General features: G+C 64.5%; 20 protein-coding genes. 17 read left to right on the forward strand and 3 right to left on the reverse strand.

The genetic code is table 11. From position 1 onward, the window contains the following. Nucleotides 1–43 precede the first annotated feature (43 nt). The 5 genes from AN401_RS08990 (at nt 44) to AN401_RS09010 (ending at nt 5,555) form a co-directional block, all read left to right on the forward strand. Nucleotides 44–1,159 carry an ABC transporter ATP-binding protein gene (locus AN401_RS08990; protein ID WP_096779142.1) on the forward strand — a complete coding sequence of 372 codons (1,116 nt, stop codon included), beginning with the start codon at nt 44–46 and terminating at the stop codon, nt 1,157–1,159. A 102-nt stretch (nt 1,160–1,261) separates the two neighbouring features. After that, the gene (gene apbC / locus AN401_RS08995) at nt 1,262–2,335 is read left to right on the forward strand and encodes an iron-sulfur cluster carrier protein ApbC (protein ID WP_096779143.1); all 1,074 of its coding nucleotides are present in this window, start codon (nt 1,262–1,264) and stop codon (nt 2,333–2,335) included. A 27-nt stretch (nt 2,336–2,362) separates the two neighbouring features. Next, nucleotides 2,363–3,004 (forward strand): uridine kinase, encoded by a 642-nt coding sequence (gene udk / locus AN401_RS09000; RefSeq protein WP_094039754.1) that lies wholly within the window; start codon nt 2,363–2,365, stop codon nt 3,002–3,004. 21 nt (nt 3,005–3,025) lie between these two features. Beyond that, the gene (dcd, locus tag AN401_RS09005; protein ID WP_094039755.1) at nt 3,026–3,607 is read left to right on the forward strand and encodes a dCTP deaminase; all 582 of its coding nucleotides are present in this window, start codon (nt 3,026–3,028) and stop codon (nt 3,605–3,607) included. Nucleotides 3,608–3,629: 22 nt separating this feature from the next. Next, on the forward strand, nt 3,630–5,555 hold the full coding sequence (locus AN401_RS09010; RefSeq protein WP_096779144.1) for an AsmA family protein: 1,926 nt from the start codon (nt 3,630–3,632) through the stop codon (nt 5,553–5,555). 443 nt (nt 5,556–5,998) lie between these two features. On the opposite strand, the gene AN401_RS09020 is transcribed toward AN401_RS09010, so the two are convergent. Further along, nucleotides 5,999–6,511, reverse strand: a complete 513-nt coding sequence (locus AN401_RS09020; protein ID WP_232513419.1) for a low molecular weight protein-tyrosine-phosphatase — start codon at nt 6,509–6,511, stop codon at nt 5,999–6,001. A gap of 169 nt (nt 6,512–6,680) precedes the next feature. Further along, nucleotides 6,681–9,746, reverse strand: a complete 3,066-nt coding sequence (gene rne / locus AN401_RS09025; RefSeq protein ID WP_096779145.1) for a ribonuclease E — start codon at nt 9,744–9,746, stop codon at nt 6,681–6,683. A gap of 336 nt (nt 9,747–10,082) precedes the next feature. Here rne and rluC point away from each other — a divergent pair, with 336 nt between their 5' ends. Continuing rightward, a complete protein-coding gene (gene rluC / locus AN401_RS09030) occupies nt 10,083–11,033 on the forward strand; it encodes a 23S rRNA pseudouridine(955/2504/2580) synthase RluC (RefSeq protein WP_094040986.1) in 951 nt (316 codons plus the stop codon). Continuing rightward, on the forward strand, nt 11,030–11,671 hold the full coding sequence (locus tag AN401_RS09035) for an HAD family hydrolase (protein ID WP_094040973.1): 642 nt from the start codon (nt 11,030–11,032) through the stop codon (nt 11,669–11,671). The genes rluC and AN401_RS09035 overlap by 4 nt, the downstream gene beginning before the upstream one ends. A 195-nt stretch (nt 11,672–11,866) precedes the next feature. Here AN401_RS09035 and AN401_RS09040 read toward each other — a convergent pair whose 3' ends face one another. Continuing rightward, nucleotides 11,867–12,445: a Maf family protein gene (locus tag AN401_RS09040; protein WP_096779146.1), complete on the reverse strand. Its 579-nt coding sequence runs from the start codon at nt 12,443–12,445 to the stop codon at nt 11,867–11,869. Nucleotides 12,446–12,607: 162 nt separating this feature from the next. Between AN401_RS09040 and yceD the strand changes: the two genes are divergently transcribed. The 10 genes from yceD (at nt 12,608) to mltG (ending at nt 20,725) form a co-directional block, all read left to right on the forward strand. Further along, on the forward strand, nt 12,608–13,129 hold the full coding sequence (gene yceD / locus AN401_RS09045; protein WP_094040975.1) for a 23S rRNA accumulation protein YceD: 522 nt from the start codon (nt 12,608–12,610) through the stop codon (nt 13,127–13,129). A 21-nt stretch (nt 13,130–13,150) separates the two neighbouring features. Continuing rightward, nucleotides 13,151–13,321, forward strand: a complete 171-nt coding sequence (gene rpmF / locus AN401_RS09050; protein WP_094040976.1) for a 50S ribosomal protein L32 — start codon at nt 13,151–13,153, stop codon at nt 13,319–13,321. A 10-nt stretch (nt 13,322–13,331) separates the two neighbouring features. Further along, nucleotides 13,332–14,342: a phosphate acyltransferase PlsX gene (gene plsX / locus AN401_RS09055; RefSeq protein WP_096779147.1), complete on the forward strand. Its 1,011-nt coding sequence runs from the start codon at nt 13,332–13,334 to the stop codon at nt 14,340–14,342. Nucleotides 14,343–14,347: 5 nt separating this feature from the next. Continuing rightward, entirely contained in the window at nt 14,348–15,307 is a 960-nt protein-coding gene (locus AN401_RS09060) for a beta-ketoacyl-ACP synthase III (protein WP_094040978.1), read from the forward strand. Nucleotides 15,308–15,320: 13 nt separating this feature from the next. After that, nucleotides 15,321–16,256, forward strand: coding sequence for an ACP S-malonyltransferase (gene fabD, locus AN401_RS09065; protein ID WP_094040979.1), 936 nt, complete (start codon nt 15,321–15,323; stop codon nt 16,254–16,256). 180 nt (nt 16,257–16,436) lie between these two features. Next, nucleotides 16,437–17,171, forward strand: a complete 735-nt coding sequence (fabG, locus tag AN401_RS09070; RefSeq protein WP_094040980.1) for a 3-oxoacyl-ACP reductase FabG — start codon at nt 16,437–16,439, stop codon at nt 17,169–17,171. 158 nt (nt 17,172–17,329) lie between these two features. Then, nucleotides 17,330–17,566: an acyl carrier protein gene (gene acpP, locus AN401_RS09075; protein WP_094040981.1), complete on the forward strand. Its 237-nt coding sequence runs from the start codon at nt 17,330–17,332 to the stop codon at nt 17,564–17,566. Nucleotides 17,567–17,637: 71 nt separating this feature from the next. After that, nucleotides 17,638–18,879 carry a beta-ketoacyl-ACP synthase II gene (gene fabF, locus AN401_RS09080; RefSeq protein WP_094040982.1) on the forward strand — a complete coding sequence of 414 codons (1,242 nt, stop codon included), beginning with the start codon at nt 17,638–17,640 and terminating at the stop codon, nt 18,877–18,879. Between the two features lie 57 nt (nt 18,880–18,936). Then, the gene (gene pabC / locus AN401_RS09085; RefSeq protein ID WP_094040983.1) at nt 18,937–19,734 is read left to right on the forward strand and encodes an aminodeoxychorismate lyase; all 798 of its coding nucleotides are present in this window, start codon (nt 18,937–18,939) and stop codon (nt 19,732–19,734) included. After that, nucleotides 19,718–20,725 (forward strand): endolytic transglycosylase MltG, encoded by a 1,008-nt coding sequence (gene mltG, locus AN401_RS09090; RefSeq protein WP_094040984.1) that lies wholly within the window; start codon nt 19,718–19,720, stop codon nt 20,723–20,725. The genes pabC and mltG overlap by 17 nt, the downstream gene beginning before the upstream one ends. Nucleotides 20,726–20,728 lie beyond the last annotated feature (3 nt).

The raw sequence follows: 20,728 nt of genomic DNA on the forward strand, positions 1-20,728 counted from the left end.
CGGATGACTCGGCACCGGCTAAGAATCATGAGAGGACGCCATCATGGCAGCATTGGCAATTCAGAACGTAAAGAAAAGTTTTGGCGATACCCATGTGCTCAAGGGCATCGATATCGAAATCAAGGACGGGGAGTTCCTGATCCTGGTGGGACCGTCCGGCTGCGGCAAGTCGACCCTGATGAACGCCATCGCCGGGCTGGAGGAGGTGACTTCCGGCGATATCCGCATCGGCGAGCGGGTGGTCACCGGGCTGCAGCCCAAGGACAGGGACATCGCCATGGTGTTCCAGTCCTATGCGCTCTACCCGAGCATGACGGTGCGCGACAATATCGCCTTCGGCCTGGAGATCCGCAAGGTGCCCAGGGCCGAGCGGGAGCAGGAGGTGCAGCGGGTGGCGGAGCTGTTGCAGATAAGCCACCTGCTCGATCGCAAGCCGTCCCAGCTCAGCGGCGGCCAGCGCCAGCGGGTGGCGATGGGGCGGGCGCTGGCGCGCCGGCCCAAGATCTACCTGTTCGACGAGCCGCTCAGCAACCTGGACGCCAAGCTGCGGGTGGAGATGCGCACCGAGATCAAGAAGCTGCACCAGCGCCTGGGCACCACCATCGTCTATGTGACCCACGATCAGATAGAGGCCATGACCCTGGCGGACCGCATCGCGGTGATGAAGGACGGCATCGTCCAGCAGTTCGGCACGCCGCGGGAGATCTACGAGAACCCGGTGAACATGTTCGTGGCCGGCTTTATGGGCTCGCCGGCGATGAACTTCCTGCGCGGCGAGCTGGTGGCGAGCGAGCAGGGGCTGGGGGTGCAGGTGCTCAACGGTGACGGCGAAGCCTTCGTCTTCCCCCTGGGGCCGGACACCCGCGGCCTGACCGGCCGGCTGGGGCAGGAGGTGGTGCTGGGCATCCGTCCCGAGCACCTGACCCAGGTGATCCCCCATCAGCAAGGGCTGGCGCAGGTGTGCCGCTTCCGGGCACGGCTGGAAGTGGTGGAGCCGACCGGGCCCGATACTCTGGTGGAGGTGCAGCTCAACGGCCAGGGCATCAACTGCCGGGTGCACCCGGCCGAGGCGGGCCGGGCCGGCGAGCCGATGGAGCTGATGGTGGACATGGGCAAGGCGGTGCTGTTCGACCCGGCGACCGAGCAGCGGTTGCTGTAAGTCCTTCGGCGTATCTAATCCCTTTTACAACCCGGGCCGGCGTTTCGCCGGCCCGGGCTTTTTGGTAGAGTGCAGGGCGGATTCCCTATCAGGCCAAACAGCATGAACAACGAACAGATTAGCGCCCGGCTCGCGCAATTCAGGCCGCCGCACTGGGCCCAGGATCCGGTCAGTGCCGGTTTTGTGCGCGGCATCGCGCTCGAGCGGGACGAACTGGTCATCAGCCTGGTGCTGCCCTTCGCCGAGCTGGCGGTGGAAGCGGCGCTGCACGCCCTGGACGCCGAGCTGTGCGCCCTGAGCGGTGCCCGTGCGGTGCGCTGGCAACTGCGCGTCGACGTGGCCACCCTGGCACGGGCCAACGAGGTCCAGGGCGTGGCCGGGGTGCGCAACATCATCGCCGTCTCCTCCGGCAAGGGCGGGGTGGGCAAGTCCACCACCGCGGTCAACCTGGCGCTGGCGCTCAAGCGTCAGGGGGCCCGGGTCGGCATCCTGGACGCGGACGTCTACGGCCCCTCCATCCCGCTGATGCTGGGGGTGGCCGACGCCCGGCCGGAAAGCGACGACGGCAAGACCATGACGCCCATCGAGGCCCACGGCCTCAAGGCCAACAGCATCGGCTTTCTGGTCGCGGCGGACGACGCCACCATCTGGCGCGGGCCCATGGCCAGCAAGGCGCTGTCGCAGATCCTGCGCGAGACCCGCTGGGGCGAGCTCGACTACCTGGTGGTGGACCTGCCTCCGGGCACCGGCGACATCCAGATCACCATCGCCCAGCAGGTGCCCACCACGGCGGCGCTGGTGGTGACCACGCCCCAGAACGTGGCCCTGGCCGACGCGGTCAAGGGCATCAACATGTTCCGCAAGGTCAATATCCCGGTGCTGGGGGTGATCGAGAACATGAGCTACCACCAGTGCACCGCCTGCGGCCACCGGGAAGCCCTGTTCGGCGAAGGGGGCGGGGTGCGGGTGTCGACCGAGCACCAGGTGCCCCTGCTCGGCCAGTTGCCGCTGGATGCGAACCTCTGCCGGCAGATGGACCGGGGGACGCCCACGGTCGAGGCCGAGCCCGAGGGGCATATCGCCCGGGCCTATCTGGACATCGCCGCCCGGGTGGCCGCCGGCCTCTACTTTACCGGCAAGACCATTCCCACCAGCCTCTATACCCGGCTGGTGTGAACCTTTTTTCATTTTTCAGGTAACAGAATGTCAGAACAGCGCAGCTGTGTGATCATCGGCATCGCCGGTGCATCCGCCTCGGGCAAGAGCTTGATTGCCCAGACCATTTACAACGAGCTGATGGCGGAGCTGGATGCCGCCGAGATCGGGGTGATCAGCGAGGATTGCTATTACCGGGATCAGGGTCACCTGACCATGGAAGAACGGATAAAAACCAACTACGACCACCCCCGGGCCCTGGATCACGAGCTGCTGGCCGAGCACCTGCGCGCCCTCAGCCGGGGCGAGGCGGTGGACATTCCCCAGTATTCCTACGTGGCCCATACCCGCACCTCCGAGACCATCCACTTCCTGCCGAAGAAGGTGATCATCCTCGAGGGCATACTGCTGCTCACGGATCCGGTGCTGCGCGAGCTGATGGACGCCACCATCTTTATGGATACGCCCCTGGACATCTGCCTGATCCGCCGGCTGCAGCGGGACGTGGAAGAGCGCGGCCGCTCCATGGAGTCGGTGCTCAACCAGTACAAGGAAACGGTACGGCCCATGTTCCTGCAGTTTATCGAGCCGTCCAAGCAGCACGCGGACGTGATAGTGCCGCGCGGCGGCAAGAACCGCATCGCCACCGACATGATCAAGTCCCGCATCCGCCACCTGCTGATGGATTAATCACCGAATCAAGGAGTCTTCATGCGTCTGTGCGACCGTGATATCAAGCGTTACCTGGCCGAAGGCCGCATCCGCATCACCCCCGAGCCCCTGCCCGAGCGGATCAGCGGGGTGAGCGTGGACGTGCTGCTCGGCAATGAGTTCCGGGTGTTCCAGGATCATACCGCCCCCTATATCGATCTGAGCGGCCCCAGCGCCCAGGTGTCCGAGGCCATCAACCGGGTGATGAGCGACGAGATCTTCATCAACGACGGCGAGGCCTTTTTCCTGCATCCGGGGGAACTGGCCTTGGCAGTAACGCATGAGTCCGTTACCCTTCCCGATGACATCGTCGGCTGGCTGGACGGCCGTTCCTCCCTGGCGCGCCTCGGGCTTATGGTGCACGTCACTGCCCACCGCATCGATCCGGGCTGGTCCGGGCGCATCGTGCTGGAGTTTTACAACAGCGGCAAGCTGCCGCTGGCGCTGCGGCCCAAGATGGTGATCGGTGCGCTCAACTTCGAAACCATGTCGGGCCCGGCGGAGCGGCCCTACATGAGCCGTGCCAGTGCCAAGTACAAGGCCCAGAAGGGAGCGGACGCCAGCCGGATCAACCAGGACTGAACCTCAATACGGGATAACGACAATGAAAAAGTGGCTCTACGGGCTGGGCGCCCTGCTGTTGTTGCTGATACTGGCGCTGGTGGCACTCACTCAACTGGTGGACACCGAGCGGGTCAAGCGGGTGCTGATCGAGCAGACACGGGAGAAAACCGGCCGTACCCTGGTGATCGAGGGCGATCTGAGCTGGCGTTTCTTCCCCTCCATCGGCTTCACCCTGGGCAACACCGCCCTGCTCAACCCACCCGGCTTCCCGGAAGGGCCCACCCTTGCCATCGGCGAGGTCAGCCTGGATGTGGCGCTGCGGCCGCTGTTCGACAACCGGCTGGAGATCGGGGAAATGGTGCTGGGCAACGCCCGCCTGCACCTGATCACCCGGGCCGACGGGGTGTCGAATCTCGACGATCTGCGCGGCCTGTCCGGGCGGGAGGCACCGGTCGAGGCGGACGCCGGGCAACCTGGGGGGCAGGGGCGGGAAGACGAGCGCCGGCCCATGAGCATCAGCCTGGCCGGGGTCAGGGTGACCGATGCCGAAGTGGTGATGCAGGATGAAGGCAGCGGGCGGCTGACCCGCCTGAACCGGGTCAACCTCACCCTGGATGCCTTCGCGCCCGGCGAGTCGGTGCCGCTCAGCCTCTCCGGCAGCCTGTTCAGCGACGACGTGCAGGCCAGCCTCGAGGCCCAGGGCCGGCTGTGGCTGGCGCCCGAGTTCGATCGGCTGCGCCTGGAGGGACTGCAGCTGGCGGTGGATGCAACCGGCCGGGCCATTCCCGGCACCAAGCAGCTGCGCCTGAGTGGCGAGCTGGCCTACGAGCTGGCGCAGAAGCGGGCCGAGTTCACCGGGCTGGCGTTGCAGCTGGGTGCCCTGGAGCTGGCCGGCGCGCTGTCGGTCCAGCACAAGGCGATCCCGACCATCCGCTTCGGCCTGACCACGCCGCTGCTGGATATGGACGCCCTGCTGGCGGAATGGCGCCCGCAACAGGGCAGGGCGCCGTCGACCTCCGGTGCCGCCACCGGCTCCGGTACGGTCGTGCCCGCGCCGGTGGCCGGACAGGAGCCGGATCTGTCCTTTCTCCAGGGGCTCGATGTCGAGGGCAGCCTGAGTGCCGACAAGGTGCTGGCCCAGGGGGTGGAACTGGAGCAACTGACCCTGATGATCCGGCTCGCTCAGGGCAAGCTGAAACTGGAAGAGGTGGAGGCCCGGCTTTACCAGGGAAAACTTGACGCCAGCGGTGAACTCGACGCCAGCACCAGCCCGGCCCGCTTCAATGTGAGCAAGCGGCTGACCGGGGTCGATGCCCGGGCCCTGCTCGCCGCCGCCATGGACATCGACTACCTGGCGGGCGAGGCGAGCCTGGCGCTGGATCTGCGTGGCCGGGGCCTTTCCGCCGATGCGCTCAAGCGTAACGTCCAGGGCAGCAGCGCACTGAAGGTAACCGATGGCGCCCTGCACGGGGTCAATATCCCGGCCATGATCCGCCGTGGCTATGCCCAGGTGAAGGGGCAGCCGCTGCCGGCGGAAGAGGCGGTGCAGAAGACCGACTTCAGCGCCCTGACCGCCGATTTCAGGGTGGGCGGCGGCAAGGTCGCGACCGACAACCTCCGGATGGCGTCCCCCCTGCTGCGCATCGAGGGGCAGGGGGAGACCAGCCTGCTCGACCAGTCCCTGAATGTGCTGCTGAACACCTCCATCGTCGGCTCGCTCAAGGGCCAGGATGGGGAGGAACTCACCGAGCTCAAGAACATTACCCTGCCGGTGCGCATCAGCGGCAGCTACCAGGCGCCGAAGTACAGCCTGGACATGCAGCAGGTGTTCGACCGCTACCTGCGCGACAAGGTGGACCGGGAAGCGGAGCGGCTGCAGCGGCGGCTCGATGAAAAGCTGGGCGAGGAGCTGGGCGACAAGCTTCAGCAACGCCTGCCCGGCCTGCTGGACCGGCTCAAACTTTGATACCGGGGGCGACAGCCCCCCTCGTCCGCGTCCTCCAGCTGTCGAGCCTGCCGGGGCTCCCCGCAACCCCGCTTATCCACCAGTCCCGGATCAGGATTGGGTAATGGGCGCAGGTTCGGACTATGCTCTAACTACATGCTGTTACACGCCAAGGAGGGCGGTATGGACATGGTCAAGGTAAAACTCTTGTCATCATATAGGGATTCTAACGAATCCGTTTTTGACGCCGGCAGCGGACCGCGCGTGGTGTTGTTCGATGAGCTCGACACACCGGCTCCCCTTATCCCCCCCAGAAGGTCATCCCAGGCCGGAACCATAGTGATCAGACTGCCCGACGAGTGGGGTGAATAAAGGCATTCCCGGGCGAAGGTGTGCTATCCCCAGCCATGCCCGTCAGGACGGCATGGCTGTGGCTTCTGAATGTCCGCGCCGGACGATGGCCGTTACCGGCGCGGACGATGCAAATGAGCCAGTAGACCGTCGCAGGCGGACTCGATTAAATCCAAAACATGCTCAAAGCCCTGATCGCCGTCATAGTAGGGATCAGGTACTTCCTGCTCAGGTTGATGGGCAAAGCTCAGCAGCAGCTTCAGCTTGTGCTGCTGCTCTGGCGGACATACTGCCCTGAGATCCGCCAGATTGTCGCGATCCGCGGCCAGGATAAGATCGAAGTCGGTAAAGTCTTCTGCCCGGATCCGGCGCGCGCGAATACCATTGAAGTCATAGCCCCTGGCTTCTCCTGCCGCCCGGGAGCGGGCATCCGGCGTGGCGCCACTGTGGTAGCCGATGGTGCCGGCCGAGTCGATTACCAGCTCCAGCCCAACTGCCCGTGCCTTGTGGCGGAACACCGCCTCGGCGGTGGGCGAGCGACAGATATTGCCCATGCACACAAACAGAACCTTATGTTTTTCCTGGTGCGCCAAAATTGTTGTCCTCTGCATCTCGGCTGCCGCCATCAAGCAACGGCAGCCCGGTGTTAAGCCTTGGCCATATTCTGGATCATGGAGCGGAAAAGGCAATAATGAACCCGCGGTAGATGTCTATCCGACGAACCACTGCCTCCGAGTATTTCAACAAACTAAAAAGGCTCCCGAAGGAGCCTTTTGTCGTGCTGGAATGGACGCCTTATTCCGGCTTGGCCATGGGGGCCGAGGCCACGTTGCGGGCGGCCTGGCTGCCGGCCGGGCGGCCGCTGGTGGCAATGGCCTGGCGCTCCAGGGGCGGATAGTCCGGCTTGACGTAGGGCACCTCGGGCACCACCGGCGGTTTGGCCATGGGGGCCGACGCCTGGCGGGCGGCCCGGTAGAGGCCGGAGGCCTGAACCTTGCCGTTGACCGGGGCGGTGTCCTGAACGGCGGCCGCCTTGGCCTCGGGCTGGGCCACGGGCGCCGCGGCGCTTGCCGGCTCGGTTACCTCGGCGGCAGGCGGGACGGCTTCCTGCTCGATGGCCACTTCCGGCTCAGACTCCGGCTCCGCCTGGTGCTGCACGGGAGCGGCTTCCAGGGGGGCTGCCTCGGCGGGCTTGGCCTCCGGCTCGACCGCGGGTTGGGCTTCGGCACGGGTGGCCTCCGGCTCGACCGCGGGTTGGGCTTCGGCACGGGTGGCCTCCGGCTCGACCGCAGGTTGGGCTTCGGCCTGGGTGGCCTCCGGCTCGACCCGGGCTTCGATGGCGACGGGAGCAGGCTCGACCTCGGTGGCGGCCGGTTCCACGGCCTCGGCGGCCGGGCGGGGAGCCTGGGTCTCGGCGACAGGCGCCTCCGCTTGTGCTACGGATCCGGCGGCAGCCTCTTCCGCTTCCTGGGCGACCCATTTGTCCTCACCGTGCTCGGCGATCAGGGCGGCGATGCTCTCCTGACGACGCTGGCGGCGGCTGTCTTCGTTGATGCGCTTGCGCTTGGGCATGGCACCGCGCTGGTGGGGCAGCACCGGCTCGCCGGACTCGGTCCCCTCAGCCTCGGCCCGGGCGACTTCCTCTGCCCGGGGTTTGGGCTGACGGCGCGGGCGGCGCTCGGCCGGTTCCCGGGTGTCGGCGGCTTCCTGCTCGGACGCCACCACAGCGGCTTCGCTCGCCTTGCCTTCCGCCTCGATGCGAACCTTCTTGCGCATCTGGCGGCGCTGGCGACGCTCGGCCACCACCTGCTCTTTCTGCTCCAGATCCAGTTCCTGCTCCTGGACAGGAGCCGGGGCAGGGGCGGCGACCAGGGTCAGTTCGACGGCGGCGGTTTCCTTCTGCTGAGGCTTGGCCCGCTCCTGGGGCTGCTGGTCGCGGCGGGGCTTGCGCCGTTCGCGGCGGGGCTTGTCGGTTTTGGCTTCCGCCTGGGGCTCGGCCTGGGCAACCGGCGCCTTGCCACCGCGCTCTTCGTCACGCGGCTTGCGGCTGCCTCGATTGCTGCGGCGCTCGCCTCTTTCGCGGCGCTCATTGCCACGGGGCTGACGGGCCGGTTTTTCGGCCGGCGCCGGCTCGCTCTGTGCCGGCTCCGCCGGACCCTTGAACCAGCTGGCCAGGGCCGAGAACAGGCGGCTCAGCAGACCGGGCTGGCTGACGACCGGTGCCGCCGCGGGTTCGGGACGGCTGGGTGCCGGCGCCGGCGCGGGCGCCGGGGCGGCAAAGCCCTGCAGCGCAGGCTGCTCGCTGCGGGGCGCGGCCAGGTTCTGGCGGGGGCTGTATACCGGCTTGTCGACGCTGGTTTTCAACTCGTAACTGGTGACGTCTTCCACGTCGTTGGTGCGCACCCGGGTTACGTCGAAGTGGGGGGTTTCCAGCTGCTCGTTGGGGATGATGAAGATATCCACCTTGTAGCGGTTTTCCAGCCCGGCGATGGACTTGCGCTTTTCATTGAGCAGGTAGGCGGCCACGTCCACCGGCACCTGGGCATGGATCTGGCCGGTGTTGTCCTTGAGCGCTTCTTCCTCGATCAAACGCAGTATGGCCAGGGCCAGTGACTCGTTGTCGCGGATGGTGCCCTGGCCCAGGCAGCGGGGGCAGACGTGGGTGCTGGACTCGCCCAGCGAGGGGCGCAGCCGCTGGCGGGACATTTCCAGCAGGCCAAAGCGGGAGATGCGGCCCAGCTGGATGCGGGCCCGGTCCTGGCGCACGGCGTCGCGCAGGCGGTTTTCCACCTCCCGCTGGTGGCGCACCGGGGTCATGTCGATAAAGTCGATCACCACCAGGCCGCCCAGGTCGCGCAGGCGCAGCTGGCGGGCGATCTCTTCCGCCGCTTCCAGGTTGGTCTGCAGCGCGGTTTCCTCGATATCGCCGCCCTTGGTGGCGCGGGAGGAGTTGATGTCGATGCTGGTCAGGGCCTCGGTCGGATCGATAACGATGCTGCCGCCGGAGGGCAGGCGCACTTCCCGCTGGAAGGCGGACTCGATCTGGCTCTCGATCTGGTAGTGGCTGAACATGGGCACCTCGCCCTCGTACAGCTTGACCCTGTTGATGAAATCCGGACGCACCAGCTGGATATGCTGTTTGGCCCGTTCGAACACCACAGGGTTATCGATCAGGATCTCGCCGATGTCCCGGCGCAGGTAGTCGCGGATGGCGCGGACGATGACGTTGCTTTCCTGATGGATCAGGAAGGGGGCGGAACGGCTCTCGGCCGCTTCCTGGATGGCGGCCCAGTGGGTTTGCAGTACGTTCAGGTCCCACTCCAGCTCTTCGCCGGACTTGCCCACACCGGCGGTGCGCACGATAAGACCCATGCCGTCGGGCAGCTTGAGGTGCCCCAGGGCTTCTTTCAGTTCGGTGCGCTCGTCACCCTCGATGCGGCGGGAAATGCCGCCGGCGCGGGGGTTGTTGGGCATCAGCACCAGGTAGGAGCCCGCCAGGCTGATAAAGGTGGTCAGGGCCGCGCCCTTGTTGCCACGCTCTTCCTTGTCGATCTGGACGATGACTTCCTGGCCTTCCTTCACCACTTCCTTGATGTTGGGACGGCCTTGGTAGCTGTAACCGGAGGGGAAGTAGTTGCGGGCGATTTCCTTGAGGGGCAGGAAGCCGTGGCGTTCGGCGCCGTAGTCGACGAAGGCGGCTTCCAGGCTGGGTTCGACCCGGGTGATCTTGCCTTTGTAGATGTTGGCTTTTTTCTGTTCGTGGCCGGGGCTCTCGATATCCAGATCGTAGAGTTTCTGCCCGTCCACCAGGGCAACACGCAACTCCTCTTCTTGGGTTGCGTTGATTAGCATTCTCTTCATTGAGTTCTCTTTATTTATTAGGTTTTGACTGTTGCTACAGTGCTGTCATTCCCCCTGATTGGCCATTCGGTTCCGACCGGCACCGGCCTCGAGTCTGTTAGCGTAATGGGTACAGCCTCCCGGCTGGATACGCATGAGGCGCATTCTCAGGTGTCTATCACGTCAAAGGGGGGAGCCCAAAGGTCGCGAATCAAACGGAAAACCAGGGGTATTCAGGCTGCGCCATCCGGTTGCGGAAAGCGCGAAAAACACATGTATTATCACACTTTACCCACAGCCTTAGCAAGGCGCCATTTTTACAGCAAAAGCGCTCGGGCTGATGTTAGAATGGCGGCCATGAAACCAGAACAGCAAAACGTGCGGCTGCTCACCATAGAGGCTGAGCATGAAGGGCAGCGCATCGACAACTTTTTACGGACTCAGCTCAAAGGCGTTCCCAAAAGCCTGATTTATCGGATTCTGCGCAAGGGTGAGGTAAGGGTTAACAAGAAGCGCATCAAACCGGAATACAAACTGCTGGCCGGCGATGTGATCCGGGTGCCGCCGGTGCGGGTGGCGGAGCGGGAGCAGGCGCTGCCCTCGGCCCGGCTCGACAAGGTACAGGCGCTGGATACGGCCATCCTCTACGAAGATGATGCGCTGATCGTGCTGAACAAGCCGGCGGGCACCGCCGTGCACGGCGGCAGCGGACTCAGCTTCGGGGTGATCGAGGGCATGCGCGCCCTGCGCCCCGAGGCGCGTTTTCTCGAGCTGGTGCACCGGCTCGACCGGGATACCTCCGGCATCCTGTTGATCGCCAAGAAACGCAGCATGCTGAAAAGCCTGCATGAACAGCTGCGCGACAAGACCATGGACAAGCACTACCTGGCCCTGGTGCGCGGCCAGTGGCAGCCGCACCAGAAGGCGGTAACGGCGCCGCTGAAGAAGAACGTGCTGGCCTCGGGCGAGCGTATCGTGCGGGTAGATAAAGAAGGCAAGCCCTCGGAAACCCGCTACCGCATCGTCCGGCGCTACCGGGAGGCGACCCTGGTGGAGGCCAGCCCGGTGACCGGCCGTACTCACCAGATCCGGGTGCACAGCCTGCACGCGGGCCACCCCATCGCCGGCGATGACAAGTACGGGGATGCCCAGTTCGACGGCAAGATGCGCGAGCTGGGGCTGGAGCGACTGTTCCTCCACGCCTGCCGCATCCGCTTCTACCATCCGCGGCTGGAGCAGACCATGACCCTGGAAGCGCCCCTGGAGCCCGGTCTGCAGCGCTTGCTGGACAAGCTGGACCCCGCATGAAGTACCAGCTGGTGATCTTCGACTGGGACGGCACCCTGATGGACTCGGTGGCGCGTATCGTGGCCTGCATGCGGGCGGCGGCGCTTGACTGCGGGCTGCCGGAGCCCGAGGCGGGGGCGGTGCGCGATATCATCGGCCTGAGCCTGCGCCAGGCCTTTCCGTTGTTGTTCGGTCCCCTGGCGGAGGACGAGGCGGAGGCGTTGCTGCTGGCTTATCGCCGCCATTACCTGGAGCCGGACGGCACGCCCTCGCCGCTGTTCGAGGGCGCCGCCGACACCGTCGCCGGCCTGCACCAAAGCGGCTACCGGTTGGCGGTAGCCACCGGCAAGGCCCGGGAGGGGCTGGACCGGGTGCTGCTGGAGACCGGCCTGGGCCGCTATTTCCATGCCCTGCGCGGGGCGGACCAGGCCCGCTCCAAGCCCCATCCGCTGATGCTGGAGCAGATCCTGGATGAGCTGCGGCTGACGCCGGCCCAGGCGGTGATGGTGGGGGATTCCAGTTACGATCTGGCCATGGCCGAGGCCATCGGCATGGACAGGATCGGCGTTACCTATGGCGTTCATGATTCGGTTAAGTTATGCCAACATACACCGTTAACCCTGATTGACGACATCCGCCAGCTGCCGCGCTGGCTGTAACCGTCCGGCAGGTAGGGCCGTAAGCGATCAGCTTGAAGCCGGAAGCCGCCCGAGTTGCTTGACAACCCGGGCTTCTGTTCCGAGAGTTTCTTCCCGCTTCCCGCTTCCCGCTTCCCGCTTCCCGCTTCCCGCTTCCCGCTTCCCGCTTCCCGCTTCCCGCTTCCCGCTTCCCGCTTCCCGCTTCCCGCTTCCCGCTCAGGGCACCTCGACCCCGAAGCGGCCCAGCAATTCCACCAGGGCGATCAGCGGCAGGCCGACCAGGCTGTTGGGGTCCCGGCCTTCCATCCGTTCGAACAGGCTGATGCCGAGGCCCTCGCACTTGAAGGCGCCGGCGCAGTCGAGGGCCGGTTCCCTGTCCAGGTAGCGCTCCACCTGGGCTTCGCTCAGGGGCCGAAACTGCACCGAAAAGGGTTCCACCAGGCTGTGCAGGACACCGCTGGCGGCATCCAGCACGGCCAGGCCGGTATAAAAGGTCACCTTGCGGCCGGCGGCGGCCAGCAACTGTTGCCGGGCCCGCTCCCGGGTGCCGGGCTTGCCCAGGATAAGGCCGTCCCGCACGCACACCTGATCCGAGCCTATGATGAGTCCTTGCGGGCAGCCGGCGGCCACCGCCCGGGCCTTCTGCTCCGCCAGCCGGCGCACCAGCGCCTCGGCCGGTTCATGGGGGAGGGGGGCTTCGTCGATGTCCGGGCTCTGGCAGCGAAAGTCCAGGCCCAGCTTGTGCAGCAGCTGCCGGCGGTAGGGGGAAGAAGAGGCGAGGATAAGGTCGGCCATGGGATACCCTGCAGATTTGAGCATAATTAAAGAAAAACCAGGGGCCATTGTAGTGCGCCGGCGCACGCCCGTCATGCCCGGCCGCATCGAGGACTCCTTATTGACGGCCGGCCTGTTTTTCCCTTTGACTCCCGTAACTTGTCGCTATAATATGCGCGCCTTATGGAAAAGGTAAAGTTGCCCATTAAGGTTGATCCCGTCCGCTGCGCGCTCAAGCGCCTTGACTATCAAGGTGCCTTTGCCGCGGCACTGATGCCCAGACTGGCGGAATCGACCCAAGGTATCCATGGTGATATTGACGTGTCTCTGAGCTTTGGTACAGATGCCCAGGGGTTGCGCGTGATGTCGGGCCAGGCCCGCGCACAGGTGACGCTCCAGTGCCAAAGATGCAATGAGCTGTTTGATACCACTATAGAGTCCGAGTTTACATACACGCCCCTGCGTGAAGATGCAGAGGCGCCGGAGTTGCCGGAAGCCTACGACACTTTCGAAGTGGATGAAGTTGGTGAAATCAACCTGGTTCAGCTCGTGGAGGATGAACTCATCCTCAACCTGCCCCTGGTGCCCGTTCATGAAAATGAACACTGCGCCGAAGGCAAGTACGATATGAGCTTCGGCGATATCCCCACCACCGAGGAACGTCCGAATCCTTTCGCGATTCTGGAAGAATTGAAACGTAAGTAACTGATTTAGGAGTGAGGTCAAATGGCCGTACAACAGAACCGTAAAACCCGTTCCAGACGTGGTATGCGTCGTTCACACGATGCCCTGAGCACTGCTGCTCTGTCTGTGGATCAAACCACCGGTGAAATCCATCGTCGTCACCACGTGACTGCCGACGGTTTCTATCGTGGTAAAAAGGTAATCGCCAAGTAAGGGTTGCCTTTTGTCGCAGCTGACCGTTGCGTTGGATATGATGGGGGGCGATCACGGCCCCCCTGTCACAGTGCCTGCCGCCGCGCAGGCACTGTCGCTTCTGCCCGCCCTTCATCTGGTCCTGTTCGGTCCGGAAGCGGAACTTTCTCCCTGGTTGCAGCGCTTTCGACTGGACTCCCATCCCCGGGTGACCGTGCATTTCTGTTCCCAACAGGTGGGCAATGAGCACAAGGCGGCCTACGCCCTGCGCCATCTGACCGATTCGTCCATGCGCAAGGCGCTCGATGCCCTGGCGTCGGGACAGGCCCGGGCCTGCGTCAGTGCCGGCAACACCGGGGCCCTGATGGCCATGGCGGTCAAGGTGCTCAACACCCTGCCGGGCGTGGACCGGCCGGCGCTGATCACCCGTTTGCCGCAAGCCGGCGGCGGCTACGCCCTGCTGCTGGATGTGGGGGCCAACGTCAGTTGCGATGCCGGCCAGTTGGTCCAGTTCGCACTGATGGGGGAACAGGCGGCGCGCCATACCCTCGATATCGACCGACCCCGCATCGCCCTGCTCAACGTGGGAGCCGAGGCCAACAAGGGCAACGAGGTGGTGCGCGAGGCCGCCCTGCGGCTGCAGGACACGGCCGGCCTGCACTATTGCGGCTATGTGGAAGGGGACGATCTCTTCGCCGGCAAGACCGACGTCATCGTCTGCGATGGCTTTGTCGGCAACGTGGCCCTCAAGACCAGCGAGGGCGTGGCCCGCCTGCTGCTGGGGCTGGGCCAGCGGCGCGGCTTCTTATGGAAAATATTGACTTTTTGGTTAAAAAGGCGGCTTTCCCATCTGAACCCCGACCAGTATAACGGCGCGAGTCTGATAGGATTACGCGCCAGTGTGGTCAAGAGCCACGGGAGTGCCGGCTCACCCGCCTTCTTGAATGCGATCTTGCAGGCCGTTGCCGAAATCGAACATGATCTGCCCGCAAGCATCGCGCATCGTTTTGACACTGCCCCACAGGACAGTCACGCAAGATAACGCCTATGAACAGTAGAATATTGGGAACTGGCAGCTACCTGCCAGAGGCGGTACGCACCAATGCCGACCTGGAGCAAATGGTAGAGACCAGCGACGACTGGATAGTCGAGCGCACCGGTATCCGTGAGCGGCGCATCGCCGGGGCGGAAGAAAGCATCGCCACCATGTCCTATGGCGCCGCGCTGCGCGCCCTGGAGGCCGCCGGCATCGATGCCCGGCAACTGGACATGATAGTGCTGGCCACCACCAGCGCCGACAACGCCTTTCCGGCCGCGGCCTGCGAAGTGCAGGCCATGCTGGAAGTGCCCGGTATCCCGGCCTTCGACATCGCCGCCGCCTGTGCCGGTTTCAGTTATGCCCTGAGCGTGGCCGATCAGTTTATCCGCAACGGCCAGGCGCGCCACGTGCTGGTGATCGGCGCCGATGCGCTGTCGCGCATGTGTGCCCCGGACGATCGTTCGACCATCATCCTCTTCGGCGATGGCGCCGGCGCCGTGGTGCTGGGGGCCAGCGAGGAGCCCGGCATCCTCTCCACCCACCTGCATGCCGACGGCGCCTATGGCGAACTGCTGAAACTGCCCCAGCGCCAGCGCGGGGTGACCGGCAGCGAAATGGACGCCTACATGCACATGAAGGGCAACGAGGTGTTCAAGGTGGCGGTGTCGCGGCTGAGCGACATCGTGGTGCAGACCCTGGAGGCCAACGGCATCGACAAGTCCGAACTGGACTGGCTGGTGCCGCACCAGGCCAATTACCGCATTATCAACGCCACCGCCCGCAAGTTGAATATGCCGCTCGAGCGGGTGATCCTGACCCTCGACAAGCACGGCAACACTTCCGCCGCCAGCGTGCCCATCGCCCTCGACGAAGGGGTGCGCGACGGTCGCATCCAGCGCGGTCACCTGGTGTTGCTGGAAGCCTTCGGCGGTGGTTTTGCCTGGGGCTCGGCCCTGGTTCGTTATTAAAGAAGGAAACACCATGACTTTTGCCATTACCTTTCCCGGACAGGGATCCCAGGCGGTGGGCATGCTCGCGGGCGTGCTGGCCGAGCATGATATCGTCAAACAGACCTTCGCCGAGGCCTCCCGGGCCCTGGGTTACGATCTGGCCGAGCTGGTGCTGAACGGCCCGGCGGAAGAGCTGAACAAGACCTGGCGCACCCAGCCGGCGCTGCTGACCGCCTCCGTCGCCCTGTGGCGGCTGTGGCAGCAGCAGGGCGGGGCACAGCCTGCGGTGATGGCCGGCCACAGCCTGGGCGAGTACTCCGCCCTGGTTTGCGCCGGCGTGCTGTCGCTGGCCGACGGCGTCAGGCTGGTGGAGTTGCGCGGCCAACTGATGCAGGATGCCGTGCCCGAAGGCACCGGCGCCATGTCCGCCATCATCGGGCTGGACAACGACACCATCATCGCCAACTGCGCCCAGGCGGAGCAGGGCGAGGTGGTGTCGGCGGTCAACTTCAACTCCCCGGGGCAGGTGGTGATCGCCGGCCACAAGGCGGCGGTGGAGCGGGCCAACGCGCTGATGAAGGAAAGCGGTGCCAAGCGCGCCCTGCCGCTGCCGGTGAGCGTGCCTTCCCACTGCGCCCTGATGCGTCCGGCCGCCGAAAAGCTGGCCGAGACCCTGGCCGGGATGAACTTCAATGCGCCGGCCGTGCCCGTGATCAACAACGTCGACGTCCGGGCCGAGACCGATCCCGCCGCCATCAAGGATGCCCTGGTGCGCCAGCTGTACAGCCCGGTGCGCTGGACCGAAACGGTGGAGGCCATGGCCGGGCAGGGTGTGACCCTGGCGCTGGAAGTGGGCCCGGGCAAGGTGCTGACCGGCCTGGCCAAGCGCATCGACAAGCGGGTCGAGGGCCTGGCGGTGAACGACGACGCCGGCCTGGAGCAGGCGCTGGCCGCCGTCAAGGGTTAATGAGGTACGGAGACGGGCTTTCCCGGCTCCTGCAAGCGACGTAATGCGATAAAGGATGGTGGAGAGAAACTAAGCCGACCGTTGGCGCCATGGATGGCGCCGTCGAGCCCCCAGGGATGGGTCTACGGCGAGTCGGCGTGTTTTTCGCCACCATCCTCCCCACGGTTTAAAGGAGTCATTATGAGTTTTTCCGGTAAAGTGGTGCTGGTCACCGGGGCCAGCCGGGGCATCGGCCGGGCCACCGCCGAGCTGTTCGCCGAACGGGGTGCCACCGTGATCGGCACCGCCACTAGCGACAAGGGCGCCGAGGCGATCAGCGCCTACCTGGGCGAAAACGGCACCGGCCTGGTACTGAACGTCACCGATGCGGAGTCCATGAACCAGCTGCTGGACACCATCAAGCAGCGTTACGGCGACATCGACATCCTGGTCAACAACGCCGGCATCACCCGCGACAACCTGATGATGCGGATGAAGGACGAGGAATGGCAGGATATCCTGGACACCAACCTGACCTCGGTGTTCCGTCTGTCCAAGGCGGTGTTGCGCGCCATGATGAAAAAGCGTTTCGGCCGCATCATCACCATCGGCTCCGTCGTGGGCACCATGGGCAATGCCGGTCAGGCCAACTATGCCGCCGCCAAGGCCGGCCTCATCGGCTTCAGCAAGTCCCTGGGCCGGGAAGTGGCCTCCCGCGGCATCACCGTAAATGTGGTAGCCCCCGGATTTATTGAAACTGACATGACGCGCGCATTGAATGACGAGCAACGAGCCGCTATCTTGTCACAGGTTCCGGCACAACGTCTGGGCGACCCGAAAGAAATTGCCTCCGCCGTTGCCTTTTTAGCGTCGGAAGACGCCGGCTACATCACCGGCGAAACGCTGCACGTTAACGGCGGCATGTACATGGTATGATGAAAATCCCGGCAGTTAGTGCCTATTTGACGGAAATTGCTGCATTTTTAGCATAAATTCTGGTTAGACCAGCCTCAAATAGGCTTGCAAACTACGGTCAATTTAATACACTACCGCAACGACACGCACTTGCGTATTTCTAAAGGAAAATACTGGTCATGAGCAACATCGAAGAACGCGTAAAGAAAATCATTGTTGAGCAACTGGGCGTTAAGGAAGAAGAAGTCAAACCCGAAGCCTCTTTCGTTGATGATCTGGGCGCGGATTCCCTGGACACCGTTGAACTGGTAATGGCTCTGGAAGAAGAGTTCGACACCGAGATTCCTGACGAAGAAGCGGAAAAGATCACCACCGTTCAAGCCGCGATTGATTACATCAACGCCAATCAGGAATAACAAACCTGTACCGGAGTGGCAGCCGCCGCTTCGGTTCTTTTCCCCGTTTTAACCCATTCGGAGACGCTCCTGTGTCCAAACGCAGAGTCGTGGTGACTGGCCTCGGTATGCTCTCTCCTGTCGGAAACTCGGTCGATGCCAGCTGGCAGGCCCTGCTGGCAGGTCAAAGCGGCATCACCAACATCGAGCACTTTGATACTACCGATTACAGCACCAAATTCGCTGGCCTGGTCAAGGACTTCGATCCCGAAGCGCACGGCATCGCCAAGAAAGAAGCCCGCAAGATGGACTTGTTCATCCAGTACGGGGTGGCGGCCGGTTTGCAGGCAATGACCGACTCCGGTCTTGAAATCACCGACGCCAATGCGGATCGCGTTGGCGTCTCCATCGGCTCCGGCATCGGTGGCCTGGGGCTTATCGAACAGAACCACAGCAACCTGATCGCCAGCGGTCCCCGCAAGCTGAGTCCTTTCTTCGTGCCGTCCACCATCATCAACATGGTGTCCGGCCACCTGTCCATCATGAAAGGGCTGCGCGGCCCCAACATCGCCGCCACCACCGCCTGTACCACGGGCACCCACAGCATCGGCCTGGCGGCGCGGATGATCGCCTACGGTGACGCGGACGCCATGCTGGCCGGCGGCACCGAGAAAGCCTCCACCCCCATGGGCATGGGTGGCTTCGCCGCGGCCCGCGCCCTGTCCACCCGCAACGATGCCCCCCAGAAGGCCAGCCGCCCCTGGGACAAGGAGCGGGACGGCTTCGTGCTGGGCGACGGCGCCGGCGTGATGATGCTCGAAGAGTACGAGCACGCCAAGGCGCGCGGCGCCAGGATCTACGCCGAGCTGGTCGGTTTCGGCATGAGCGGCGACGCCCACCATATGACGGCGCCGCCCGATGACGGCAGCGGGGCCGCCAGCGCCATGGTCAACGCCATCCGCGATGCCGGCATCGCCCCCGAGGCCATCGGATACATCAACGCCCACGGCACCTCCACCCCCCTGGGAGACGTGGCCGAACTGAAGGCGGTGAAGAAGGTGTTCGGCGACCACGCCTACCGGCTGATGGTCAGCTCCACCAAGTCCATGACCGGACACCTGCTGGGTGCCGCCGGCGCGGTGGAAGCCATCGTTACCGTACTGGCCCTGCAGGATCAGATAGCGCCGCCCACCATCAACCTGGACAACCCGGATGATGAGTGCGATCTGGATCTGGTGGCCCACACCGCCAAGTCCGGCCAGTTCGAGTATGCGCTGTCCAACTCCTTCGGTTTTGGCGGTACCAATGGCTCATTGATTTTCAAACGCATATAATGGCCCTTTGGCCAACATCAGCCCGGCCTCCGTGCCGGGCTTTTTTATTCGGACATTATGCAGACGATCATCACACCCGGCGAGCCGCTGCCGGCATTGTCCCGGGGCTGGCAACTGGGTGACGGACACTTCACCACCCTCCATGCACAAACCGGCCGGCTGCGCCACTGGCGTTATCACCAGGCGCGGTTGCAGGAGGCCTGCCGCCGCCTGCATATGGTGGAGCCGGACTGGTCCTGGTTGCGGGAGCAGGCCGAGGCCGTGCTGGACGGCTCCGATCAGGTGCTGCGCATCAGCCTGCTGCGGGGGCCCGGTGCCCGGGGCTATGGCATCGACGGTTGCGGCGAGCCGACCCTGGTGTTGAACAGTTCCCCCTTTCCCGGCCATTACTACGGCTGGCGGGAGCAGGGACTGGCCATCGGCCTGTGCGACGGCCGCCTGGGCAGCAGCCCCTTGCTGGCGGGACTCAAGACCCTCAACCGACTGGAGCAGGTGCTGCTCAAGGCCGAGCTGGAGCGGCGGGGCTGGCCGGAGGGGGTGGTGCTCGACGCCGGCGGCCGGGTACGGGAAGCGGTGACCGCCAACCTGTTCTGGCGCCTTGGCGCGCGGATTTTCACGCCGGATCTGTCGAGTGGCGGCGTTTGCGGCACGTTGCGCGCCTGGTGCCGGGAGCACCTGGGGGAGCGGCTGACGCTGGTGGACGAGGAGCTGCCGTCCCTGCTGGCCGCCGACGAAATCTGGCTGACCAACGCCCTGATGGGGGTGGTGCCGGTCACCGCCCTCGGGGAACATTGGACGACCTCTTCTTTTACTGTGGCAAGAGAATTACAGCAAGCGTATGAACAGACTGATTAAATGGCTGGGGCGGCTGATGCTGGTGCTGACCCTGGCGCTGACAGGTGTTGGCATTTACGGTTTCAGCCAGTGGCAGAAGCTGGAGCAGATGGTGATCGCCGAGTCCTCCGAGCCCCTGTTCGTGGTGGCCCGGGGCGAAACCACCTTCCACCTCATCAACCGCCTGAGCCCGGAGCCGGTATCCGAACTGCACCGCCGGCTGTGGCTGCGCTTTCATCCCGAGCTGGCGGCGGTACGCCAGGGCACCTACCGGCTCGAACCCGGTACCCGGCTGCGCGATGCCCTGATGAAGTTCGTCAACGGTGACGTCTACCACCTGCGGGTCACCCTGGTGGAAGGGTTGCGCCTGGCCGACTGGCGACAGCGGCTGGCGGAGGCGGAATACCTGGAGGTGGAACTGGACGGCCTGTCGGAAAGCGAGCTGGCGGCCCGGCTGGGCGTGGAGCAGCCACAGCTGGAGGGCCTTTTCCTGCCGGAAACCTACAGCTACACCCCGGGGGATACGGATCTGTCCATTCTGCAGCGGGCCCACCAGGAGATGCACCGCTTTCTGGATGAAGCCTGGGAGGCGAGGGCGGACGGCTTGCCCATCAACAGCCCTTACGAGGCGCTGATCCTGGCCTCGATCATCGAAAAGGAAACCGGCATCGCCGAGGAGCGGCCGCTGATCGCCTCGGTGTTCGTCAACCGGCTGCGCAATGGTATGCGATTGCAGACCGACCCCACCGTCATCTACGGCATGGGCGACAGCTTCGATGGCAATATCCGCAAGCGGGATCTGCAGACCCATACGCCCTACAACACCTATATGATAGACGGCCTGCCGCCCACCCCCATCGCCATGCCGAGCAAGGAGGCCATCATCGCCACCCTGCAGCCGGTGGAGAGCGACTATTACTATTTTGTGGCCATGGGCGAGGGCCGGCACTATTTTTCCCGGACATTGCGCGAACACAACAGCGCCGTGCGCCGCTACATTCTGAAAAGGTGACCG

The sequence above is a fragment of the Zobellella denitrificans genome, assembly GCF_002407485.1.
GTDB lineage: Bacteria > Pseudomonadota > Gammaproteobacteria > Enterobacterales > Aeromonadaceae > Oceanimonas > Oceanimonas denitrificans.